This window comes from Clostridium sp. (assembly GCF_050717545.1).
GTDB lineage: Bacteria > Bacillota > Clostridia > Clostridiales > Clostridiaceae > Clostridium_AD.
The window spans coordinates 47592-71073 of record NZ_JBOITN010000031.1; the positions used below are offsets into that span (position 1 = coordinate 47592).

Below are 23482 nucleotides of genomic sequence, written 5' to 3' on the forward strand. Positions count from 1 at the left end.
GTGTACTAAGATATAATATCTTAGTACACTTTTTCTATTTGTTGTTTTATTTAGCAGCAGTTACGGTTGGTTCTGTTTTAGATGCCTCACTCATGTTTACATGATCTTTTAGAGGTTTTGAAATAGCTTTTGTAGGACACTTAGCAGCACATTTGCCACATTGAATACATTTTTCAAAGTCTATTGTAGCTAAGTTATTAACCATAGTAATTGCCTGCGTTGGACAGATTTTTACACACATTTGGCATGCAATACATCCGACCGAGCAATTATCTTTTACTGATTTACCTTTTGATTTTGAGTTACATTCAATAAGTACTTCTTGACTCGCTGGAACAAACTCTATTAGGTCCTTAGGACATACACTAATACAGGCGCCACAAGCAACGCAATTATCCTTATATACTACAGCAACGCCATCTATTATATGAAGAGCATTGAACTCACAAGCTTTAACACAACTACCGAAACCCATACATCCATCTGAGCAAGCTTTAGGACCGCCACCAGGAGCAATAACTGCTTGACGACAATCTTTGATTCCATCATATACATATTTTTCTTTTGCAACACTACAGGTTCCTTTGCATTTAACAAAGGCAACTTGTGGATTAGCTGTTTCTACTGATACGCCCATTATTTCTCCGATTTTGTCAGCAACGGAGGCCCCTCCTACGGTGCATAAGTTTAGGGCAGCGCCGCCTTCAACTACGGCTGCGGCATACGCATCACAACCAGCAAATCCACATGCACCGCAATTTGCGCTAGGTAATGATTCTCTAACTAGTGGTATTTTAGGATCAACTGGTACATGAAACTTTTTGTTCGCATAACCAAGGACTATTCCAAATGTAAGCCCTAAGCCACCAATGCTGATTGCTGGGTAAAGTAAATTAGTTATATCCATTTAAATACCTCCCAATTTTAAACCACTGAAACCCAAAAATGCGATAGACATTAGTCCAGCAGTAATTAATGAAATTGGAAGACCTTTTAAGCATAAAGGCATATTCTCGTTCTCTTCCATTCTTTCTCTTAGACCTGAAAGAAGTACAATAGCAAGCATAAAACCAAAACCTGCTCCAAGAGCATTAACTAAAGATTCTAATAATGTATATTTTTCTTGTAGGTTTATAAGGGCCATACCAAGAACAGCACAGTTAGTTGTTATTAGAGGAAGAAATATTCCAAGTGCTTTGTATAGACTTGGTTGAGTCTTCTTAATAACCATTTCAACAAATTGAACTAATGCCGCAATAACTAGTACATAGGCTAGCGTTGATAAATAAGTTACATTTAAAGGAACTAAAATCCAATTGTAGACCCCATAAGTCATAAATGAAGCTAGGAACATAACAAATATTACTGCAAGTCCCATACCCTTTGCAGTTTCAGTTTTTTTCGAAACACCTAGAAAAGAACATATTCCAAGGAATCTAGATAATACGAAGTTATTTACTAAAAATGCACTTATAAAAATTGAAAAAAGTCTCATTTTAATCCACCTTTCTTAAAAGCTAAAAAATTATTATTTGCAGTCGTGTGAACAAGCTCCACAACCAGAACATTCACCAGTCTCAGGATCAAATTCATGAAAATGCGCAATCTTATCATTAACTTTATTTGTTTTATTGATTGATCTTTGATTGAGTAATGCCATTAAAATTCCAACGGTGATAAAAGCACCAGGTGCTAAGATCATCATTATAGCGGGCTCATAGGAGTTTCCTAATATTTTATATCCACCGATTGAACCTGCTCCTAGTAATTCTCTTATTGAACCGAGAACAGCTAATGCTATGGTAAATCCAAGACCCATTCCGATAGCATCATAAACCGAAGGAAGTGGTTTGTTTTTTCCAGCATAGGATTCAGCTCTTCCAAGAATTATACAATTAACAACTATAAGTGGAATAAAAATTCCTAGTGATTTATATAATGATGGAATAAAACCTTGTAACAAAAATTGTATTATTGTTACAAAAGTAGCTATTACTGTGATGTAAGCTGGTATACGAACCTTATCAGGAACTACTTTTCTTATTAAGGATATAATAAGATTAGAACCAATTAACACTACAGTCGAGGCAAGGCCCATACCAACAGCATCGACTAAACTAGTGGTAACAGCTAAGGTTGGGCACATAGCTAGAACTTGTACAAATATTGGGTTTTCGGTTACTATACCATTTTTTATTCTTTCTGAAAATATGCTCATTATTTTTTATCTCCTTTCAGTGAAGAGTTATAAAAATCAACAGCATCGTTAACTCCAAGTGTTATAGCTGCCGATGTAATAGTAGCGCCTGTAATAGCTTCTATTTGATTGTCCTTTGTTGGGACTATTTTTACAACTTCTAATTTCTCTTTTGTAGGTTTATTCTGATACTGATCTGAAAATTCAGGGTTAGGCGCATTAGCACCAAGACCAGGAGTTTCTTGGAGTGCTAGAATTTTAATGCCAGTCACTTTTCCATCATTAGATATTCCAACCATGGTTTCTACTGGACCACCATATCCGTTTGGAGCTACTTTTATAGTATATCCAATTACATCAGTACCAACAAGAGCAACATTAACTTCAGAAATCTTTTCATTTCCCTCAAGTTTTACATCTGAGGCCTCAAACTTATCAGCCGTTGGTAACAGTTCTTTCATAGCAGCTTTCTTATCAGCAAGAACTTTTGCAGCGATAGGTGCTTTTGTTATTTGGAAGACACCGCCTAATAAAAGACCTGCCATTGCTGTAATAATAAGCAAAATCATACCTAATTTTAAATTATCTTTCAAGTTACTTCGCCTCCCCGAAAATACGTAGAGCAGTAAATTTGTCAATAAATGGAACAAATAAACTCATTATTAATATAGCGTATGATACCCCTTCAGGATAGCCACCATATATACGTATTATTGTAGTTAATAATCCACAGCCGAGTCCAAATATGACTTGTCCTTTTTTTCCCATTGGAGAAGTTGAATAATCGGTTGCCATATAAAAGGCACCGAGAACTAATCCACCAGTAAAAATTTCATATAATGCATTGCCAGTCATAAGACCGTCTCTACCTAATATTAAAGTTAAAACAAATACACTACCGATAAATGCTACTGGAATATGCCAGCTTATTATTTTTCTATATAATAGATAAGCTGCACCAATTAGTAATGCAAGTACGGATGTATCACCAATACAACCACCAATATTACCAACAAAAACGTTCATTAGGCTAGGTAATGCATCACTTCCACTTTTAAGTAGAGCAAGTGGAGTAGCGGATGCAACACCATCAACAGTCCAATTAGTCATATGAACTGGCCAAGATGCTAGTAAAAATGCTCTAGCAGCTAGTGCTGGATTCATTATGTTTTGTCCAATTCCACCAAAGAATTGTTTTACAATAATTATTGCAAAAAATCCTCCGATTGCAGGAAGCCAAAGTGGAACAGCAGCTGGCAAATTAAAAGCTAGTAATAAACCAGTTACAACAGCACTAAGATCTCCTATTGTAATTTTCCTATGTGTTAGTTTTTGCCATAAAGCCTCTGCCGCAATGCACGATAGCACAGATACTAATGTAACTAAAAATGCTTGCATTCCGAAAAAATATATTCCAGCAAAGGTAGCAGGTATTAATGCTATTATTACGTCTCTCATTATACCCTGCACAGAATCATTTGATTTTATGTGTGGGGATGAAGATACTGTATACATATAATTCACCTCTATCTATTTTTTTCTTCTATTAATATTTACTGTTCTTTTACCTTCACGGCAAGTTTGAGTTAAATGACGTTTTGCAGGACATACAAATGAGCAACAAGCACACTCGATACAATCCATACCATGGAGTTCTTCAAACTCTTCATAGTTACCTCTTAAAACTAAAGAATTAAGTTTTGTAGGGTTTAAAAACATCGGACATACACTCATACATTTTCCACAACGTATGCAACTAGATTCTTCTTCTAATTTAGCTTGTTCTTTTGTTAAACATAGTATACCAGATGTCCCTTTAATTACGGGGGTTTCTAGTGAGCTTAAAGCCATTCCCATCATAGGTCCACCTGAAAGTACTTTAACAGGTGTTTCTTTAAATCCACCAGCAGCCTGGATAACTTCTTCTATAGAAGTTCCTAATTTTACTTTTAAATTTAATGGTTCGTTGATCGCTTCTCCAGTTACTGTTAAAACTCTTTCCGTAAGAGGCCTACCATTTACTACAGCATTATAAATCTCGTATGCGGAATCAACGTTTTGGACTATACATCCAACATCTGCAGGAAGTTTTCCAGAAGGTAACTCTCTACCAGTAATTGAGTAGATTAATTGTTTCTCAGCACCTTGAGGATATTTTGTAACAAGTGGAGTAACTTCTACATTAGTGAGGCTTGCACAAGCTTTTTTCATAATTTCAATTGCCTCAGGTTTATTATCTTCTATTGCAACATAACCCTTAACGCCAGGGAACATCTGAAGAATAATTTTTAAACCCATAGCTATTTCATTAGATTTTTCCAGCATCATTCTGTAATCACAGGTTAAATATGGTTCACATTCGGCAGCATTTACTATAATACTGTCAATTGTTTTATCTGCTGGTGGGTTAAGCTTAATATGAGTTGGGAAACCTGCTCCACCCATACCTACAATACCAGCTTCTTTAATAATAGTTATTAGTTCACTTTTTGACAATTTTTCATAATCAACATGAGGAGTCATAGTAAGTACTTCTTCATATAAATTATCGTTTTCCACTATAATAGACAATACCATTGTTCCATTACTGTGAAGTCTTGGAGCTACATCTTTTACAGTTCCAGATACACTTGAGTATATTGGCGCAGATACAAAGGCTTTGGATTCGCCTATTTTTTGTGCCACAAGCACTCTGTCACCTTTTTTTACTAAAGGATCGCATGGCGCGCCTATATGTTGTTGCATAGGAAACACTAAGTTACCTGTTGGAAGTAAATCTTGAATTGGTTTTTGCATACTCAAGTCTTTTTTGCCGCCAGGGTGAATCCCTTTTTTGAAAGTCAAAAGTCCCATAATAAACCTCCTTGTAGTTCTTTAAGGGATATAACAATTATTATTTGTTATATCCTTATTCGCTTTTATAGGGTAGATAACAATAATTAATTGATAGCTACCTTATGATGATTTTTAGCTGTGATAATAATTATAAAATAATTTTACATACAATATTGTAAAAATTGAAAAAAATGTATGAAATTCTTATGTGACTGCATATAAAATGAACTATAGTATATATATTACACCATTTGTGATGAAAAAAGTATATTTTTCATCAAAAAAAGCTGCTTTTTAAAAAGAAGATTAATTTGACAATTTATTAATATAAATAATGTTTATTTTTCAAAATAATGCAATGAAAAATGTATGATTGTTATGCTATACTTAATATGGATAAATAAACTATATTTACAACAAAATACAATTGCAAAGGTAAGGTGAATATGGAAAAGAGTAATTTGAACAATTTAGAGATTAGCAGCGTGAATCTAGATTTTAATGAAGATATATTAAGTAGTTTAAAAACAGAAGTTTGTAAAAGAAAAAAATTTCAATATAATTCTAATATTATAACGATTCCAAAATATTTTTATAGGTTTATAGGAATAAAAAATAATGTGAAAGATTATTATGAAAACTTATATAGTTTAGACAAAGAATTAAAGAAAGTAGGTCCATGTTACATTAGGATTAGTGATGGATTAGATAAGGACATTAATATAAAAGTTCAAAATTTATTAAATAGTATTTGGAATGCAACATCCAAAACGGATCCACTAGATGTGACTTTAATTATAAATTCAATAAGTGATAACGGTCTTTTCCCAAATTTAACAAATAAAGTTTTATTACAACAAATTAAAAATAATTTTAAAGGACTATTAGAATATTATATTAAGTCAAGAGAAATATCTGATAACAACGATATTAAGGTTATTATTAATTATACTATTCATTGGATAAATATGTATTCAAAAAAAATGTTTGAGAAGTTTAATTATGCATTGGTTAATCCTAAAGTACTATTTTATGGAGAAATTTCGAGGGCAGAAGTTTTTTATTTGATATTATTATCAACATTGGGCTGTGATATAGTGTACTTTAATCCAAAAAATTCTGGAACATTTGTTGAAATTGATAAATGTAATGTTTTTTCAAAGGAAATTGTTTATAATAACAATAATGAAATAAAACCATTTCCAACTAGTAATGAGGATAGGATTAATACTACTGCATATAACGCTAGGCTAGAACTTAATAAAACGTTGTTTACAAATGAGTCGGGATTCTACAGACCTTGGCAGTTCGCAGATTACAATATAGATGCTATAACTCTTAATACCACATATGAAGAAATATATATATGGATTAAAGAAAAAGCATATGTAAGAGAGGGTTTTGATATTAAAGATTCAACAGTAGTGGTACCTAACATGTTCTCAAAGATCTGTGGTACTCATGAAAACATCAATCAATATTTTAAGGAAATTAATGATGTCGTAACTCAAAAATTTACTAAATTTTATAATGAATTACCTATAATGAAGGCAGCCCATCTTGAATATGGAAAGTTTAATCAAATATACCCCAGTGATGTTTTTTCAGAGTTTAATACTCAGGATTTGGTTAATTCGTCATGGTGGAAATATAAAGAGCTTAGGTCCGGACTTCAAAAAACTATGGCAGATAAAATTAAAGAACTGTGCCTCAATCCTGTAATAATAAATGTTGAAAAAGAAGATTTAAGAGATTTGCAAGTAGATATTTTCTCAGTGTTAATAAATTTAGATAAAGAAATGCTTGAGCTACTTCAAGCATATGATTACTCAGAAGAGGTTCCTAAAATTGTGGTATATAATAATGAGGAAAATGGAAACTTATCCTTTGAAGATTGTATAATGCTTGCATTTATGAATTCTATGGGACTGGACATAATTATATATAACCCTTCAGGATATAATGACATAGAGAATTATATATATCATGAGCAATATGATATTCATAGACTGGAGAATGTCAGTTTTAAACTTCACTTTAAAAAATATGCGGAAAAGAGAAAGGGTTTCTTTGAAAATTTATTTGGTGGTTAAATCAGTCCTTACTGAGCTATAATAGTTAAATCATCTCCTGCGGAGCTGAAATGTCCTTAAAGTGACAAAATAAGATCAAAATTAAGTTTTATAATCTAACACTGAAATTTTACAATAAACTAAAAAACAATTTAAGAGGAGTGGAAAACATGGAAAATAATAATCAAATACTTAAAATTGAAGATGAGAGCATAGAGGATAAAAACATAAAGCAAAAGGCTGTAAGCATAAGTAATCAGCTCAAAGTATCACCACAGGTAATTCAGATTGCATCAAAAATAAACATTAAGGATGCAAATGCAATATTAGAATTTGGTAATGAACCAGCACAGCAAATATCAAAATTTGCAGATCAAATATTAAACTCTATTAAGAGTAGCAGCGTTGAAAATTCAGGTGTTATGATAAAGGAACTTACGAGCATAATGAAAAAATTTGATAAACAAGATTTTGAGGAAGAAAAAAAGGGTTTCCTTGCAAAAATTTTTAGTAAACCTGCTAAGGCAATTGATAAAATGCTTGGCAAATATAAAACTATTGGTGGAGAAATAGACAACATATATACACAACTTAGTGGATATAAAGGTGAGATAAATAGTGCTAACTTATTGCTTGAAAACCTATATAATCAAAATTTTGAGTATTATGGAGAGTTAGAAAAATACATTACGGCAGGGAATATGGTTGCAGAAAAGTATGAAAAGGATGAGTTGCCTAAACTTGAGGCATCAGCGGCCGGTGGTGAACAAATAAACTTGATAAATTATGAGAATGCTAAAGCAGCTCTAGAAATGTTAAAACAAAGAATTTACGATTTAGAAATGGCTAAGATGGTGTCTCTACAAACAGCTCCTCAAATTAAAATGATTCAAAGGGGGAATTATAAGTTAATATCTAAAGTGCATTCTGCTTTTATAATAACTATACCTGTATTCAAAAATGGAATAATTCAAGCTATTGCATTAAAAAAACAAAAGTTAGTGTCTGATTCTTTAGCAGAACTTGATAGAACTACTAATGAATTATTAATGAAAAATGCTGAAAACATAAGAAGTCAAAGTGTTGATATTGCAAAACTTGCTGGAGGAACAAGCGTGAAAATTGAAACTCTTGAGAAAACTTGGAATACTATCATGCAAGGAATAGAAGAAACAAAGGCTATTGAGGATGAGAATAAAAGATTAAGATCAGAGGGAATAGTTAAATTACATGATATGACAGAAAAATTAAAGCAGAAATCTTTGAGCTAATAAATCCTAAGATATAACTTCTAGAAATAACAAATTATAGTTCATAAAATAATAAACTTAAATTAAGACAAGGAATGTGTAGGGGGAAATTAAATCCTAATATCTACATATCATTGTCTTATATTTTATTCATCTTAAAACTTATGGTATTGAAGAAAAGTATCAATTAAGATATAATAATATAAAGAAAATGAAGGATTTAAAGGTGATTACATGGATATATTTGAATTACAAGCTCAAAAAAAATTGCTAAAAGATGCACCTCTTGCTGAGAGATTAAAACCTGGAAAATTGGAAGATTATATAGGTCAAGAACATATTTTAGGGAAGGGAAAACTTCTTGCGCGTGCAATAAGTGCAGATAAGATAACATCTTTACTGCTTTATGGACCACCTGGTACTGGTAAAACTAGCTTGGCTAAAGTTATAGCAAATTCAACGAAATCTAATTTTGTTAGACTTAATGCTGTAACGGATGGACTTAAGGAACTACGAGAAGTAGTTGCCACGGCAAAAAACGATTTAGGTATGTACAATACTAAAACAATATTATTTATTGATGAAATACATAGGTTTAACAAAGCTCAACAGGATGCGCTATTACCCTTTGTAGAGAAGGGAACAATAACTTTAATTGGGGCTACAACAGAAAATCCATATTTTGAAGTTAACAATGCATTAATATCAAGATCAATGCTCTTTAAATTGGAACCATTAAAGGAGAAACATATTGAACTTATTATTAAAAGGGCACTTGATAATAAAGATGTAGGGTTTGGGAATACTAATATTTGTATGGAACAGGGAGCTATTAAGTATCTTGCAAGTATGGCTAATGGAGATGCAAGGCGTGCACTTAATGCATTAGAACTGTCAGTTTTAACTACTGATCGCGATGAGAATGGAATAATAAATATAACTCTTGCGGTTGCGGAGGAATGCCTCCAAAAAAAGCATATTAAATATGATAAGAATAGAGATGAACATTATGATATAATTTCTGCTTTTATTAAAAGTATGAGGGGTTCAGACCCTGATGCTGCGGTGCATTACCTTGCTAGAATGGTATATGCCGGAGAAGATCCTAATTTTATTGCTAGGAGAATTGTAATAGCTGCATCTGAAGATGTGGGAAATGCAGATCCTATAGCTATGCTCGTAGCAAATAATGCAGCTGCGGCAGTTCGTTTTGTTGGAATGCCTGAAGCAAGAATTATTTTAGCTCAAGCTGCTATTTACGTAGCGTCAGCTCCTAAAAGTAATGCATCTTATATGGCCATTAATAGGGCACTGGAAGATATAGAAAAAAATGACATAGGGAGAGTTCCTGCGCATTTAAGAGATCAACATTACAGTGGTGTTAAGAAACTAGGAGCTGGAGAAGGGTATTTGTATCCACATGCATATGAGGGGAATTATGTAGCTCAGCAATATCTGCCTGATGAATTAGTAGGAACAACATATTACAATGCTAGTGAAAATGGATACGAGAAAAAAATCAAAGAAAGACTTAACGAACATTCAAATAAAAAACTATAAAAAGAAGCAAGAACATAAATTAGAGTTTATGTTCTTGCTTCTTTTGCTATTTCATGTTTATAAATTTCTCTATATCTTGCGTAATGAGATTTAATGAGCTTCTCCAAAAATCAATAGAATGAATATCTATATCCATTTTTTTTGCAACTTGAACTAAATCATTTTTTCCAGTAGAGGTTAGCAAGGCATCATAATCTTTAAGGAATGATTCACCGCTTTTTAAGTATCTGGAGTATAATCCTTTGGAGAATAATAAACCAAAAGCATAAGGGAAATTGTAAAAATTACTGGAAGCATCATAATAATGAGGTTTACAGGTCCACATATATGGATGTAAAAAATTATGGTCAAGGCCAGCTCCATAGGCTTTCTTTTGAGAATTTATCATAATTTCTTTTAACTCATTTACGGAAAGAGAATTATCCTCCCTGCGCGCAAAAAGCTCTGTTTCAAATAAATAACGACTCAATATATCTACAATTACTTGAGCATTGCTAGAGATATCATTTTCCAGAATTACAAAGGTTTCTTCTTTTGAAGCTCCTTGAAGTGCTGCATTACTTATTATTGTCTCACAAAAAATTGATGCAGTTTCAGCAATAGGCATAGGATAATCACTATTTAATGCAGATTCATTAGATAAACATAAACCATGATATCCATGACCTAGTTCGTGTGCTAGAGTTGAAACATCGTTAAAACTTCCTGTAAAGTTAGAAAGTATTCGACTTTCTTTAATGCAATGCAGATTAGAGCAAAATGCACCTCCGAGTTTACCTTCTCGTGGCTCTGAGTCAATCCAGTTATGTGAAAAAGCATTATCGGCATAAGATGCAAGCTTATCACTAAAACAAGCAAAATTTTTAACTATAAATTTCCTTGCTTCATCTAAGGTAAAATGCATATTTACATTTCCCATTGGCGCAAATAGTTCATAAAAAGGAAGACCTTCTGAATAACCTAATATTTCAGCTTTTTTTCTAAAATATTTTTCAAAATAAGGAAGGCTTTCCATGATTGCACTTAACATAACATCTAAAGTTTCTTTGTCCATTCTTGAGCTTTCAAGAGCATTTTGAAGAGGGGAATCATATCCCTTAGCATTACAAAGTGTAATAACTTCTCCTTTGATTCCATTAATTGCAGCGGCAGAGGATTCAGCAATTTTATCATAAGATTTAAGTTCTGATAGGTAAGCAGTTTTTCGAACTTCTTTATCTTTATCATAAGCCATATTTCTAATCATAGATAATGGAAGCTTTTTAAGCTCGCTATTTATGTTAATATCAACAAGTAAAGTTGAAGTTACTATATTTTGAAGCCTAGACCATGCATCTGATCCACTATTTTTCATCTTAGCCATAAGCTCTTCCTCAGTACTAGAAAGCAGATATTTGCTATTATTAACTAAGTTCATTAAATAATAACTATGGGATTCTAATAGAGGAGAACTTTCAATTATACGTTCTAAATCTTCCACGCAAGTAAGCCACTTAGAAAATATAGTATTGGGTTTGGCGAGTTCGGATAGTTTAGATGATATTTTTTCTGAAAAGTTATTTGCAACTTGATTTTTTGTATCTACACTTAAAGTGAGTTCTGCATAATTATATAACTTATTTACAACATCACTGAATTTATTCTGAGTATTAATGTGATCTTCAATTTTTTTTTTAAGATTATTAGAAGTATTACAGCTCTCCAGTGTCCATTTTTTTATATGCTCTATGGAATTTTCAAAAAAGACCATGTCTTCTTTAAATTCCTTGCTATCAAAAGATGTATAGAGCTCATTTAGACTCCACTTCATATCCATACTAATTCCTCCATTTACAAAATTTTATATATTGCATATATTGTACCACAATTAATATAATAAAATACTAATTGCGGTACAATATATGAGGTTAAATAATAAGGATAAAAAAAAGTAGGAGGTTTGCCCCTACTTTTTTTTGTAAAATATATTTTTTATAATAGTTAATATATCTGCTACATATACTAAATATCTGTGAAATGACTCCGTGGATTCAAGTGCATTAGCGGTAGTTTTCACTACTACTTCAGTAACATCTTTTACGTTGTCTGTTATCTCAAAACAATTTTTAATAGTTTTTGGTAATACATCTAATATCTCATCAATGTTTTCTTTGTTCCTTTTAAGAATTAAATTTACACTTGTTATTGTTATAATAAGTGTAATTAAACCTATTATAAGTACAACTAAAAGTGTCAAACCAAGAAGAATTAGTAAGCCTTGTCCTAATTTTAAAACGTCCACATACATTTATAACACCACTATCCTAATTTAATTTGAGTTACTTTTTATTTTTTTGTGCGATTTTATCTGATGAATCATCAGTTAGACTATCTTTTGTTTCAACAATTTCTTCCTCTGATAAAGTATCTTTAGAAGGCTTTTTTTCGTTTAGGTATTCAGAAATTTTTACTTTAGCATCAGCTACACTATCTTTAGCTGATGTAACTTTATTATCAATGGTTCCTTTAAGTTCAACAGTTTTTCCTTTGATATTGTTTTTGATATCATTTGATGAGTCAATAATATCTTTTCTATTTTCTTTACCAGATTTAGGTGAAAAGAGTAAACCTCCTATTAAACCACCAAGACTTCCAGCCGCAGTACTAAAAATTACTCTTTTCGCAGTTTTTATTTTAGATTTCCTTTGTAATTCTTTTTTTCTATTTTTAAACCAACTTGAAAATATCATAATTTTCCCTCCTTAAAAGTTAAAAACCTTATGTACATTATATACAAAATGTTGAAAAATGTCAATAGATAAAGAAAAATGTAAAACAGTAATAAGAAGATTAATTAGAATTTACAACCATTTGTGCAATATTATTTGAGTGATCACCAACCCTTTCAAGATTAGTTAAGAGTTCAAGATACACAGAGCTACCGATAGGACTACATTGAAGTCCGTTTAATCTTGTAATGTGTTCTTTTTTTAGCTTTTTCTCTAAGTCATCTATTTTGTTTTCAACGTCCATAGCTTTATGTGCAAATTCTAAGTCAGAATTTTCTAAGGCTGAAATAGCATTATCTACACAGTATTTTACGGTTTCAAACATATATGTAATATCAGATATTGCTTTTTTTGAAAATAATATTTTATTATCCATTTTGGTTTTAGCTAGTTCACCTAGGTTATCAGCGTGGTCCCCAATTCTTTCTATATCATTTACAACATTATATAAAGAAGTAATAATTTCAGATTGGGATTCTGATAACGGAGTGTTTGAAAGTGACACCATATAACTGGTTATTTCTCTTTCTAAATAATTTATTGTTACCTCGTTATCAATAACTAAATTCATCATATTTTCATCAGAATTTAAGAAAGCTTCCATTGAATATGAAAGATTTAATGCAGATAATCTTCCCATTCTAGTAACTTCCTTAATAAGTTGTCCAACTGCTATGGAAGGAGTTTCAAGTAGTCTTTTATCTAAGTATTGTAATGCAAGAACCGATGTTTTTTCATCACCACCAGGTACTAATTTATTAACAATTTTAACTAAAATACTAATAAACCAAATTTGAATAAACACATTAGATATATTAAACAGTGTGTGCGCATTGGCAATTTGCCTTTGAGTACTTCCACCAAACAATGGTACGATTTTTAATACCAGTCCGAAAGCAAACATAAACATTATTGTACCCGTTAAGTTAAAAATCAAATGCAGAAGCGCTGCTCTCTTAGCATTCCTAGTAGTACCTATACTTGCAAGAAGTGCAGTAACGCAAGTTCCTATATTGTCACCATAAAGTATAGGAAGAGCAACTGCTAAGGAAATACCGTTATTTTCAGCAAGTGCCATTAAAATTCCAATTGTAGCGCTACTACTTTGAAGAGTAGCAGTCATGCAAAGGCCGACAATAACTCCCATTAATGGGTGTGCTTCTAAACCTACAATAAGATTTTTAAAGCCTTCGAGTTCTCTTAGAGGTTTCATAGATTCTTCCATCATTGACATACCAACAAATAATATACCAAAACCTAAAACAATCTCGCCAATTTCCTTTGTTTTCTTTTTTTTAGCAAACATAACTAATGCAGCACCTATGGCTAGAATAAGGGGTGCTACATCGGAGAGTTTAAAAGCTATAAGTTGAGCAGTCATTGTAGTTCCGATATTTGCTCCCATAATAACTCCAGCTGCTTGAAATAAATTCATAAGCCCAGCATTTACAAAACCTATAGTCATTACAGTGGTTGCACTACTACTTTGCATAATAGCAGTAACTCCTGCACCGACAATTACTGCAAAAAATCTATTGCTAGTTAAGATCTCTAGTAATCTTTTTAACTTTTCGCCTGCGGCCTTCTGGAGACCGTCTCCCATTAGCTTCATTCCATAGACAAATAAGCCTAACCCGCCTAAAAGTCCAAAAATCATTTTATAATCCATATTGAAAATACTCCTCTTATAAAAAATTTCTTTTGTAGTTTTATTAAAATTATGTAATTGGATGTTAAGATTTTATGTTTCACATTACCTGTAATAATAACAAATAACATGAAACATTATGATAAGGCTAACTTTCTTTAGAATTAACAACCATTTGTGCAATATTATTTGAATGGTCTCCAACTCTTTCAAGATTAGTTAATAGCTCTAAATAAACAGAGCTTCCAGCGGCGGCACATTCAAGCTGACTTAATCTAATTATATGTTCTTTTTTTAGTTGCTTTTCCAGGGCATCAATTTTATTCTCAACATCCATGGCTTTGTGAGCGGATTCTAAGTCGAAAGTTTCTAAAGCTTTTATTGCATTATCAACACAATATTTTACAGTTTCAAACATATATGTGACATCCGTTATGGCTTTTTCTGAAAAATTAATTTTATTATCCAACCTTGATTTTGCAAGCTCACTTAAGTTTTCAGCGTGATCTCCGATTCTCTCTATATCATTTACTACATTATATAGGGAGGTAATAATCTCAGATTGATGTTCTGATAGAGAAGTGTTTGAAAGCGAAACCATATAACTAACTATTTCTCTTTCAAGATAATTTATAGTAACTTCATGCTCGTTAACTGAGTTAATCATTTTTTCATCACGATTTAGGAATGCATTCATTGCATTAGAAAGATTAGTTGATGATAATTTCCCCATTCTAGTAACTTCCTTTATAACTTGTCCAACTGCAATAGATGGAGTTTCAAGGAGCCTTCTATCTAAGTATTCAAGTACTAGTGCAGAGGATTTTTCATCCTGTCCAGGTACTAATTTGTTTACAATATTAACTAAAGCACCTATAAACCAAACTTGTATAAATACATTTGCCACATTAAATAATGTGTGAGCATTTGCGATTTGTCTTTGAACATCTCCACCAAACATTGGAACGATTTTTAAAACTGGCTTGAAAGCTAGCATAAATAACACTGTACCTGTAAAGTTAAAGATCAAGTGGAGAAGAGCCGCCCTCTTAGCATTTCTACTAGTGCCTATACTTGCTAGTAGTGCAGTAACGCAGGTTCCAATATTATCCCCAAAAAGTATAGGAAGCGCAAAAGCAAGTGTGATGTTGCCATTTGAAGCAAGTGCCATTAATATTCCAATAGTAGCACTACTACTTTGAACTGTAGCAGTCATGCAAAGACCAACAATAACCCCCATGAATGGGTGCTTTCCTAAAACTAAAATAAGATTTTTAAATGCATCTAGTTCACTTAAAGGTCTCATAGATGTTTCCATCATTGACATACCAACAAATAATATACCGAAACCTAGGACAATCTCGCCAATATCTTTATTTTTTTTCTTCTTACTAAACAAGACTAAAACAGCACCTATTGAGAGAATTAGTGGAGCAATATCTGTAAGTTTAAAGGCTATAAGCTGAGCCGTCATAGTAGTACCAATATTTGCTCCCATGATAATCCCAGCGGCTTGAAATAAATTCATAAGACCTGCATTTACAAAACCTATAGTCATTACTGTAGTTGCGCTACTACTTTGTATAATTGCAGTGACGCCTGCACCAACGAGAACAGCAAAAAATCTGTTGCTAGTTAGAATTTCTAGCATTTTTTTTAACTTTTCACCTGCAACCTTCTGAAGACCATCGCCCATTAGCTTCATTCCGTATACAAATAACCCTAAACCACCTAAAAGTTGGAAAATCATTTTGTAATCCATATTAATAACACTCCTCTAAAAAGAATATTCAAATGAAATCTTATCACAATAATGTTAAGTTGGTGTTAAGTTTTTATAGTTTATGTTAATTATTTTATAAAGTAGTACATTATTTCAACAGATATCGCAATATGTTAAGAGTAGGTTAACTTTATTTAACATTTCTATGTTTTATGGTATCACTAATACCTATTTTTTACATGCTTATTATACTATATTATAGAATGAATTTTAATATTATCAAGTAACTAATAATCTACCATAAATTGAAGATATTAAAAGAATATATAAAAGGTATATTATTGTAACATTTGTTACCGACAACTAATGAATGTCAAAGTATAATAAAGGTAGTTCAACGATACATGTTAAATTATTTATAGTTATATAGATCATAAAAAATTAATATGGAAGATAAATATTTGTCTATCCAGAAAAACAATAGGAGGAATTTATAATGGGTATGTTTTGTTATCAATGTCAAGAAGCGTCAAAGGGTACAGGCTGTACTATAAGAGGGGTGTGTGGTAAAACAGATGATGTAGCTAATATGCAGGATTTGTTAATCTACATGTTAAAAGGAATGTCAATTTATAGCACAAAAGCAAGAGAATTAGGAATAGAAAACAAAGAAGTAAACAGATTTGTAGTAAATGGTTTGTTTATGACTATAACAAATGCTAATTTTAATAAGGCGAGATTTGTAGAAAATATAACTAAGGCTTTAGAACTTCGCGCGGTTATTAAAGCTGAACTTGTAAATGCTGGTGGCGTATTAGATGCAAATTTACCTGAGTGTGCAACATGGACAGGAACACCTGCGGAATTTGAAAGTAAATCTATAAGTGTAGGGGTTCTTCAAACAGAAAATGAAGATATAAGGTCTTTAAGAGAACTTGTAACTTATGGCATTAAAGGAATAGCAGCTTATGCTGACCACGCATTTAACCTAGGATATGAAAATAGTGACATTTATTCATATATGCAAAAAGGACTTGCTCAAATCACAGATGATACTTTAACAGTTGAACAGTTAGTTGCATTAGTACTTGAGTGTGGTAAATATGGAGTAGATGCTATGGCACTACTTGATGGAGCAAATACTTCTACTTACGGAAATCCTGAAATTACAAAGGTAAATATAGGAGTAAGAAATAATCCAGGAATACTAATTAGTGGACATGATTTAAAGGATATGGAAGAATTATTAAAACAAACACAAGGTACTGGAGTAGATGTATATACTCATAGTGAAATGTTACCAGCAAACTATTATCCAGCATTCAAAAAATATGATAATCTTGTAGGAAATTACGGAAATGCTTGGTGGAAACAAAATTCAGAGTTTGAAAGCTTTAACGGACCAATACTAATGACAACAAACTGTATTACTCCTCCAAAAGATTCTTATAAAGAGAGAGTTTATACTACTGGAGCAACTGGATTTGACGGACTAATCCATATAGCAGATGGAGTGGATGGAGCAGCAAAAGATTTCTCTGCTATAATTGAGCATGCAAAGAAATGCAAGACACCAACTGAAATTGAAAGAGGAGAAATAGTAGGGGGATTTGCTCATAATCAAGTAATAGCATTGGCTGATAAAGTTGTAGATGCTGTTAAAACAGGAGCAATCAAAAGATTCTTTGTAATGGCTGGTTGTGATGGAAGAATGAAAAGTCGCGAATATTATACTGATTTTGCAAAAGAATTACCAACAGATACAGTTATTTTAACTGCAGGCTGTGCAAAATATAGATACAATAAATTAGAACTTGGAGATATTGGTGGAATACCTAGGGTTTTAGATGCAGGACAATGTAATGATTCTTATTCATTAGTAGTTATTGCAATGAAATTACAAGAAGTGTTTGGACTTGCTGATATTAATGAACTCCCAATAACATATAATATTGCATGGTATGAACAGAAAGCTGTAATAGTATTATTGGCATTACTTCACCTTGGCGTTAAAAATATTCACTTAGGACCAACATTACCAGCATTTTTATCTCCAAATGTTGTTAATGTATTGGTAGAAAACTTTGGAATAGCAGGAATTTCCACCTCAGAGGACGATATAAAAATGTTTATGGCTTAAGATTTTGAGTGAGCACCCTAAAATACTTAGGGTGCTCGTTTCTATTTAACGAAATTTCAGCTCCGCAGGAGATAATCTAAGGGTGAAATAATTTTGTTAAAACTTACACTAATTGAACTGATAATGTTATAATCTAATTAAGGAAATGAAAGGTTTTTTTTAGTGATGGAAATATTACAAATTATGTGTTAATATTTAAATTTTCTAAGAATTATTTTAAAAAGCTCTTGAATAATATGAAAATCTATTTTAGAATATAGAAGAGGTAATGTTAACATGAATATTGATTATAAGGTTTTAAAATCACTTAGTAGCAATGTTGTTGTTTCTGAAAAAAATAATAATGTATATGTTCTTTTTGGTAAGGGAATAGGTTTTGGTAAAAAACCTGGACAGCTTATATCTAAAGACAGTAATATTGAACAGAAATTTATTAAAATTGATGATAGTGAAAAAGATAGTTATGTAGAGATTGTTAAAAACATAGAAGGTGAAATATTAGCAGTAGCAGAAGAAATTATTTCTCTTGCTGAAGACACTTTTGGTGAAAGTTTAAATTCACATATACATGTTGGGCTAGGTGATCATATTAGTTTCGCAATGAAAAGGATGGAACTTGGAATTGATATAGTTAATCCATTTCTAAACGAGATACAAACTTTATACCCTGATGAATATAACATAGCTCAAAAAGGAACAAAATTTATTAAAGAAAAATTAAATGTGGTCTTGCCAGAAAGTGAAATCGGTTTTATTACACTACATATACGTTCTGCAAGAGTCAACGACGAAGTATCTAAAAGCCTGGAATATACTAGAATAGTTAAAGAAGTAATGGAATATATTCAAGAGCTTCTTGGAATAAAAACTAATAAAAAATCCATGGAATATGCTAGGTTAGTATCTCATTTAAGGTATGCTTTAGATAGAATAGTAAATGATAAGGTTTTAAAAAATATAATGTTAGAATCGGTTAAAGCGCAGATGAGCGAAGCCTTTTTACTTTCAAAAAAAGTATGTGAGCTTATATCAGAAAAACTTTTAAAAGAAGTTTGTGAAGATGAAGTTTCATACATTGCTATGCATATACATCGATTACAACAATCAAATTAAAAAAGTACATAATATTAGGTGTGTTACTGATTAGATCAGGCATGAACCATATAATATGCTAATATGGCATCTTATTAGTTTGTGTCTTTTGTTTTAATGGATTTTAAACACATGATAATGCACAAACTAATTTTATATAATTAATTTAAAATTAAAGTAAATATTAATAAGGATTAATCTACTTTAAAGAAGGAGAGGATGATACCAATGTTTGGTTTATTTAAAAAAAGTAAAGAAAAGAATATGATTTTAAAATCTCCAGTTGTAGGAAGATGTTTTGATATATCAGAAATACCTGATGAAGTTTTTTCATCTAAAATGCTTGGAAATGGAATAGGATTTGAATCTACAGAAGGAGTATTGTATGCACCAGTTGATGGTGAAGTACTTCAATTATTCCCTACAAAACATGCCTTGATTTTAAAGACAAAAGAGGGAATAGAAATATTACTTCATATAGGTATTGATACTGTAGAGATGAAGGGCGAAGGATTTGAAGCTTTTGCTAAGAAGGGACAACAAGTTAAGGCTGGAGACAAATTATTGACTTTTGATAACGAATTAATAAAAGCTAAAGTTAAATCTAATTTGAGTGTTCTAATTCTTACAGAAAATGAAATAATGGAATCAGTAGAGTTTAAATTTGGAGCAGTAGATAAAAATAATGAAGTAATAACAATAAAATTAAAAAAATAGGGGTGTGTTTATTATGATGGAAAAAAAAGCAATAGTTAAAAGTGAAAGTGGAATACATGCAAGACCAGCATTATCAGTAGTTAAAGAGGCTTCTAAATTTAAATCAGAGGTACTTATAGTAAAAGATGGCAACGAATATAATGCAAAAAGCATTGTAGCTATAATGTGTATGGCAGCTATTAAAAATGATGAATTAATAATAAGAACTAGTGGTGCAGATGAAGCAGCAGCTGTAGTAGCTATGGTTAAAGTTATCGAAGAAGGACTAGTTAAATAAGGGGGAGAAAAAATGTTAAAAGCGATAGGTGTATCATATGGAATAGCGATAGGTAAAGCATTAGTTATTAAAGAAGAAGTACCAGAGGTAAAGGAAAATAAGGTATTAGATTCAGAAAAAGAGATAACAAGGTTTGATAACGCATTAAAACAAGCAATTACTGAGCTTCAAAAAGTAATTGAAGGTGTTATAGAAAAGTTAGGAAATGAAAAGGCTGAAATATTTGAAGCACATTTATGTATGCTTGAAGATCCAGAATTTATAGGGTCTATCCAAAAGAAAATTAGTGATGAAAAATTTAATGCTGAATTTGCGTTACAAACAGTTGCGATGCAAACTGCAACTATTTTTGAAAATATGGATAATGAGTATATGAATGAAAGGGCAGCCGATATTAGAGATGTAACCAAAAGAGTGCTTAACATATTAATGGGAATAAAAGTAGTATCAATTGCTGAAATCGAAGATGAGTGTATATTAGTAGCAAAGGATCTTACTCCATCAGATACAGCGCAGATAGATAAAGATAAAATATTGGCGTTTGTAACAGAAGTAGGAGGAAGGACTGCTCATACTTCAATTATTGCAAGATCTTTAGAATTACCAGCAGTAGTAGGCGCAGGAACTGGAATTCGTGTAATTAAAGATGATGATATACTTATTGTAGATGGCGAAGAAGGTTTAATTATTATTAATCCTGATGAAAAAACTTTAGCTGATTATAAAAAACGTCAACAAGAATTTATTGAATTTAAAAATCAGTTAGAAAAATATGCAACAATGGCATCTACTACAATTGATGGTAAAACAGTAGAGCTTGCTGCAAATATTGGTTCTTCAGCGGATATAGAATCTGTTATAAAAAATGGCGCAGAAGCAATTGGTTTATTTAGAACAGAATTTTTATATATGTCAAAAGATGCTCTTCCAACAGAAGAAGAACAATTTGGTGAATATAAAGCCGTTCTTGAGGCAATGAATGGAAAACCTGTTATCATAAGAACCTTAGATATCGGTGGAGATAAGAAATTAACTTACTTACCTATGGATGATGAAATGAATCCATTTTTGGGCTACAGAGCAATTAGACTTTGTCTTGATAGAACAGATATATTTGTAACCCAATTAAGAGCTTTAGTACGAGCATCTGCATACGGGAAACTTAAAATCATGTTCCCTATGATATGTAATCTTCAAGAACTTAGAATGGCTAAAAAAATACTTGAGAAGTGTAAAACTGAACTTAAGTCAGAAGGCGTAGCATTTGATGAAAATATCGAAGTAGGTATTATGATAGAAATACCATCTGCTGCAGTAATGTCAGATATATTAGCTAAAGAGGTAGACTTCTTTAGTATTGGTACTAATGATTTAATTCAATATACTTTAGCCGTTGATAGGATGAATGAGAAAATATCTTATTTATATGATTTCTATCATCCAGCAGTTTTAAGACTTATAAAAACTGTAATAGATAATGGTCATAATGCTGGAATAAAAGTAAATATGTGTGGTGAAATGGCAGGAGATACAAATCTTATCCCAGTATTACTTGGATTTGGACTAGATGAATTCAGTATGAGCGCTTCTTCAATTTTAAGAGCACGTAAAACTATTACAAGTTCTAAGTATGAAGAATGTAAAAAGCTATCTGGACCTATATTATCATTTGGAGATTCAGATGAGATAAAGGAATATATAAAAGCAAACGTTAAGTAGTAAAGTAATATCTTCATTAAAGCAGTTTATTCTTATTTAAGGATAGATTGCTTTTTTTCACTTTAACTGTATATAATATAGTTAATTATATACAGTTAATTATATTTATGGGCAAAATATTGCAGTAGCGAAGGTGATGATTTAAGGATGAGGTTAGATGATTAAATTTAAGGATAAACTTATATTTCATATAGATGTTAATTCAGCATTCCTTTCTTGGAGTGCTGCAGATAAACTAAAGAAAGGTGAAGATATTGACCTAAGGGAAGTAGCCTCTGTAATAGGAGGGGATGCCGAGTCTCAAAGAGGGGTAGTTTTAGCAAAATCTATGATAGCTAAAAAAAGTATGATAATAACAGGAGAAAGTTTATATACTGCGAGAAAGAAATGTCCAAACCTTGTAGTGGTTCCCCCTGACTTTAGACTGTATGAGAGGTGTAGTATTAGCATGAGGGAAGTCTTTGGGGATTATACTCCTTTTGTTGAGAAGTTCTCTATAGATGAGTGTTATTTAGATGTAACAAGTTATAATACCTCAACAGAGGCGGCACTTAAGCTCGCTTGTGATATTAAGGAGAGGATAAAGTTAGAACTTGGATTTACAGTGAATATTGGTATGTCAGATGTTAAACTTTTAGCTAAGATGGCATCTGATTTTGAAAAGCCTGATAGAGTACATTCACTTTTTAAAAATCAAATACAAAAAAAAATGTGGCACCTGCCAGTTGGTGAACTTTTTATGGTTGGAAAGAGAACTGTTCCAAGGCTTAACAATTTAAATATATTTACTATAGGAGATTTAGCAAGGTATGATGTAGAGTTTTTGAAGTACCACTTTAAAAGTAGTGGTAACCTTATGTGGAAATATGCAAATGGTATAGATGACAGAGAGGTTAAATCAGATAAACGTGAGGTAAAAGGAATAAGTAATTCAACAACGCTTGCTGATGATATACGTAGTAAAAGTGAAGCCTACGTAGTATTACTAGAACTGGTTGAGCATACATCGACTAGGTTAAGATATATGAAAAAAAGCTGTTACTGTATTAGTGTAACTATAAGGAATAATGAGTTTATTGATTACTCTCGTAGTAGAACTTTAAAAAGTTCTACAGATTTAACCCAAGAGATATTAAAAACGGTAAAAAGCATTTTTGATGAGTTATGGAAAGGAGAACCTATAAGACTCCTGGGAGTTTCTCTTAATAATTTAGCTCGCGATAGTTTTAAACAAACATCAATTTTCGATATTGATAGTGATGGTGATAAAAAAGAAAGAGCTATTGATAAAACTATAGATAGTTTGCGGCAAAGATATGGTGAAACTATAGTTACTAAATCGGTATTTTTAAAAAAATAACTAGACATTAAACTAGTTATTTTTTTATTATAAAATCTACGTTTATGAGGTTATTTTGTAGAAAATTATTTAAATATTATGCTATTGTTCTAAAATATAGGAATTAATATAAACTAGTAAGAAG

At 31.6% G+C, this 23482-nt stretch carries 20 protein-coding genes; 9 read left to right on the plus strand and 11 right to left on the minus strand.

Features of this window, described 5'->3' with window-relative positions; all coding sequences use genetic code 11:
* Positions 1–46: 46 nt before the first annotated feature.
* From ACREVX_RS08860 to rsxC, 6 genes are read right to left on the minus strand one after another with little or no spacing between them, the layout of a single operon-like run.
* Positions 47–901 carry an RnfABCDGE type electron transport complex subunit B gene (locus ACREVX_RS08860; RefSeq protein ID WP_431543915.1) on the minus strand — a complete coding sequence of 285 codons (855 nt, stop codon included), beginning with the start codon at positions 899–901 and terminating at the stop codon, positions 47–49.
* A 6-nt stretch (positions 902–907) separates the two neighbouring features.
* Positions 908–1495: an electron transport complex subunit RsxA gene (gene rsxA, locus ACREVX_RS08865; RefSeq protein WP_431543824.1), complete on the minus strand. Its 588-nt coding sequence runs from the start codon at positions 1493–1495 to the stop codon at positions 908–910.
* 33 nt (positions 1496–1528) lie between these two features.
* On the minus strand, positions 1529–2218 hold the full coding sequence (locus tag ACREVX_RS08870; RefSeq protein WP_431543825.1) for an RnfABCDGE type electron transport complex subunit E: 690 nt from the start codon (positions 2216–2218) through the stop codon (positions 1529–1531).
* Positions 2218–2766: an RnfABCDGE type electron transport complex subunit G gene (locus tag ACREVX_RS08875; RefSeq protein WP_431543916.1), complete on the minus strand. Its 549-nt coding sequence runs from the start codon at positions 2764–2766 to the stop codon at positions 2218–2220. Before ACREVX_RS08875 ends, ACREVX_RS08870 begins: the two co-directional genes overlap by 1 nt.
* 25 nt (positions 2767–2791) lie before the next feature.
* Complete coding sequence (locus ACREVX_RS08880) at positions 2792–3712, minus strand: RnfABCDGE type electron transport complex subunit D (RefSeq protein ID WP_431543826.1); 921 nt, start codon at positions 3710–3712, stop codon at positions 2792–2794.
* A 15-nt stretch (positions 3713–3727) separates the two neighbouring features.
* The gene (gene rsxC, locus ACREVX_RS08885; RefSeq protein WP_431543827.1) at positions 3728–5050 is read right to left on the minus strand and encodes an electron transport complex subunit RsxC; all 1323 of its coding nucleotides are present in this window, start codon (positions 5048–5050) and stop codon (positions 3728–3730) included.
* Between the two features lie 428 nt (positions 5051–5478).
* Here rsxC and ACREVX_RS08890 point away from each other — a divergent pair, with 428 nt between their 5' ends.
* The 3 genes from ACREVX_RS08890 to ACREVX_RS08900 all read left to right on the plus strand — a co-directional run bounded on the left by ACREVX_RS08890 (position 5479) and on the right by ACREVX_RS08900 (position 9914).
* Entirely contained in the window at positions 5479–7125 is a 1647-nt protein-coding gene (locus ACREVX_RS08890; protein WP_431543828.1) for a YceG family protein, read from the plus strand.
* A 149-nt stretch (positions 7126–7274) separates the two neighbouring features.
* Positions 7275–8375, plus strand: coding sequence for a toxic anion resistance protein (locus ACREVX_RS08895; protein ID WP_431543829.1), 1101 nt, complete (start codon positions 7275–7277; stop codon positions 8373–8375).
* A 213-nt stretch (positions 8376–8588) separates the two neighbouring features.
* Positions 8589–9914 carry a replication-associated recombination protein A gene (locus tag ACREVX_RS08900; RefSeq protein ID WP_431543830.1) on the plus strand — a complete coding sequence of 442 codons (1326 nt, stop codon included), beginning with the start codon at positions 8589–8591 and terminating at the stop codon, positions 9912–9914.
* A gap of 46 nt (positions 9915–9960) precedes the next feature.
* Here ACREVX_RS08900 and ACREVX_RS08905 read toward each other — a convergent pair whose 3' ends face one another.
* The 5 genes from ACREVX_RS08905 to ACREVX_RS08925 all read right to left on the minus strand — a co-directional run bounded on the left by ACREVX_RS08905 (position 9961) and on the right by ACREVX_RS08925 (position 16092).
* The gene (locus tag ACREVX_RS08905; RefSeq protein ID WP_431543831.1) at positions 9961–11730 is read right to left on the minus strand and encodes a M3 family oligoendopeptidase; all 1770 of its coding nucleotides are present in this window, start codon (positions 11728–11730) and stop codon (positions 9961–9963) included.
* A gap of 129 nt (positions 11731–11859) precedes the next feature.
* Positions 11860–12195, minus strand: a complete 336-nt coding sequence (locus ACREVX_RS08910) for a hypothetical protein (protein ID WP_431543832.1) — start codon at positions 12193–12195, stop codon at positions 11860–11862.
* 37 nt (positions 12196–12232) lie between these two features.
* Positions 12233–12643: a YtxH domain-containing protein gene (locus ACREVX_RS08915; protein WP_431543833.1), complete on the minus strand. Its 411-nt coding sequence runs from the start codon at positions 12641–12643 to the stop codon at positions 12233–12235.
* A 100-nt stretch (positions 12644–12743) separates the two neighbouring features.
* Positions 12744–14351: a Na/Pi cotransporter family protein gene (locus ACREVX_RS08920; RefSeq protein ID WP_431543834.1), complete on the minus strand. Its 1608-nt coding sequence runs from the start codon at positions 14349–14351 to the stop codon at positions 12744–12746.
* A gap of 127 nt (positions 14352–14478) precedes the next feature.
* Entirely contained in the window at positions 14479–16092 is a 1614-nt protein-coding gene (locus tag ACREVX_RS08925; protein WP_431543835.1) for a Na/Pi cotransporter family protein, read from the minus strand.
* Between the two features lie 457 nt (positions 16093–16549).
* On the opposite strand from ACREVX_RS08925, the gene hcp reads away from it, so the two are divergent.
* The 6 genes from hcp to ACREVX_RS08955 all read left to right on the plus strand — a co-directional run bounded on the left by hcp (position 16550) and on the right by ACREVX_RS08955 (position 23358).
* On the plus strand, positions 16550–18193 hold the full coding sequence (gene hcp / locus ACREVX_RS08930; RefSeq protein WP_431543836.1) for a hydroxylamine reductase: 1644 nt from the start codon (positions 16550–16552) through the stop codon (positions 18191–18193).
* 276 nt (positions 18194–18469) lie between these two features.
* Positions 18470–19306, plus strand: a complete 837-nt coding sequence (locus ACREVX_RS08935) for a PRD domain-containing protein (protein ID WP_431543837.1) — start codon at positions 18470–18472, stop codon at positions 19304–19306.
* A 207-nt stretch (positions 19307–19513) separates the two neighbouring features.
* Complete coding sequence (locus ACREVX_RS08940; protein WP_431543838.1) at positions 19514–20002, plus strand: PTS sugar transporter subunit IIA; 489 nt, start codon at positions 19514–19516, stop codon at positions 20000–20002.
* Between the two features lie 13 nt (positions 20003–20015).
* On the plus strand, positions 20016–20279 hold the full coding sequence (locus tag ACREVX_RS08945; RefSeq protein WP_431543839.1) for an HPr family phosphocarrier protein: 264 nt from the start codon (positions 20016–20018) through the stop codon (positions 20277–20279).
* Positions 20280–20291: 12 nt separating this feature from the next.
* The gene (ptsP, locus tag ACREVX_RS08950; RefSeq protein ID WP_431543840.1) at positions 20292–21998 is read left to right on the plus strand and encodes a phosphoenolpyruvate--protein phosphotransferase; all 1707 of its coding nucleotides are present in this window, start codon (positions 20292–20294) and stop codon (positions 21996–21998) included.
* 157 nt (positions 21999–22155) lie between these two features.
* Positions 22156–23358 carry a DNA polymerase Y family protein gene (locus ACREVX_RS08955; protein WP_431543841.1) on the plus strand — a complete coding sequence of 401 codons (1203 nt, stop codon included), beginning with the start codon at positions 22156–22158 and terminating at the stop codon, positions 23356–23358.
* Positions 23359–23482: the final 124 nt, after the last annotated feature.

Bases quoted from the DNA above. Each gene is read 5' to 3' on its own strand.
- rsxA (WP_431543824.1), bottom strand. From the start codon at position 1,495: ATGAGACTTTTTTCAATTTTTATAAGTGCATTTTTAGTAAATAACTTC.
- ACREVX_RS08870 (WP_431543825.1), bottom strand. From the start codon at position 2,218: ATGAGCATATTTTCAGAAAGAATAAAAAATGGTATAGTAACCGAAAAC.
- ACREVX_RS08875 (WP_431543916.1), bottom strand. From the start codon at position 2,766: ATGATTTTGCTTATTATTACAGCAATGGCAGGTCTTTTATTAGGCGGT.
- ACREVX_RS08880 (WP_431543826.1), bottom strand. From the start codon at position 3,712: ATGTATACAGTATCTTCATCCCCACACATAAAATCAAATGATTCTGTG.
- rsxC (WP_431543827.1), bottom strand. From the start codon at position 5,050: ATGGGACTTTTGACTTTCAAAAAAGGGATTCACCCTGGCGGCAAAAAA.
- ACREVX_RS08890 (WP_431543828.1), top strand. From the start codon at position 5,479: ATGGAAAAGAGTAATTTGAACAATTTAGAGATTAGCAGCGTGAATCTA.
- ACREVX_RS08895 (WP_431543829.1), top strand. From the start codon at position 7,275: ATGGAAAATAATAATCAAATACTTAAAATTGAAGATGAGAGCATAGAG.
- ACREVX_RS08900 (WP_431543830.1), top strand. From the start codon at position 8,589: ATGGATATATTTGAATTACAAGCTCAAAAAAAATTGCTAAAAGATGCA.
- ACREVX_RS08905 (WP_431543831.1), bottom strand. From the start codon at position 11,730: ATGGATATGAAGTGGAGTCTAAATGAGCTCTATACATCTTTTGATAGC.
- ACREVX_RS08915 (WP_431543833.1), bottom strand. From the start codon at position 12,643: ATGATATTTTCAAGTTGGTTTAAAAATAGAAAAAAAGAATTACAAAGG.
- ACREVX_RS08920 (WP_431543834.1), bottom strand. From the start codon at position 14,351: ATGGATTATAAAATGATTTTTGGACTTTTAGGCGGGTTAGGCTTATTT.
- ACREVX_RS08925 (WP_431543835.1), bottom strand. From the start codon at position 16,092: ATGGATTACAAAATGATTTTCCAACTTTTAGGTGGTTTAGGGTTATTT.
- hcp (WP_431543836.1), top strand. From the start codon at position 16,550: ATGGGTATGTTTTGTTATCAATGTCAAGAAGCGTCAAAGGGTACAGGC.
- ACREVX_RS08935 (WP_431543837.1), top strand. From the start codon at position 18,470: ATGAATATTGATTATAAGGTTTTAAAATCACTTAGTAGCAATGTTGTT.
- ACREVX_RS08940 (WP_431543838.1), top strand. From the start codon at position 19,514: ATGTTTGGTTTATTTAAAAAAAGTAAAGAAAAGAATATGATTTTAAAA.
- ACREVX_RS08945 (WP_431543839.1), top strand. From the start codon at position 20,016: ATGATGGAAAAAAAAGCAATAGTTAAAAGTGAAAGTGGAATACATGCA.
- ptsP (WP_431543840.1), top strand. From the start codon at position 20,292: ATGTTAAAAGCGATAGGTGTATCATATGGAATAGCGATAGGTAAAGCA.
- ACREVX_RS08955 (WP_431543841.1), top strand. From the start codon at position 22,156: ATGATTAAATTTAAGGATAAACTTATATTTCATATAGATGTTAATTCA.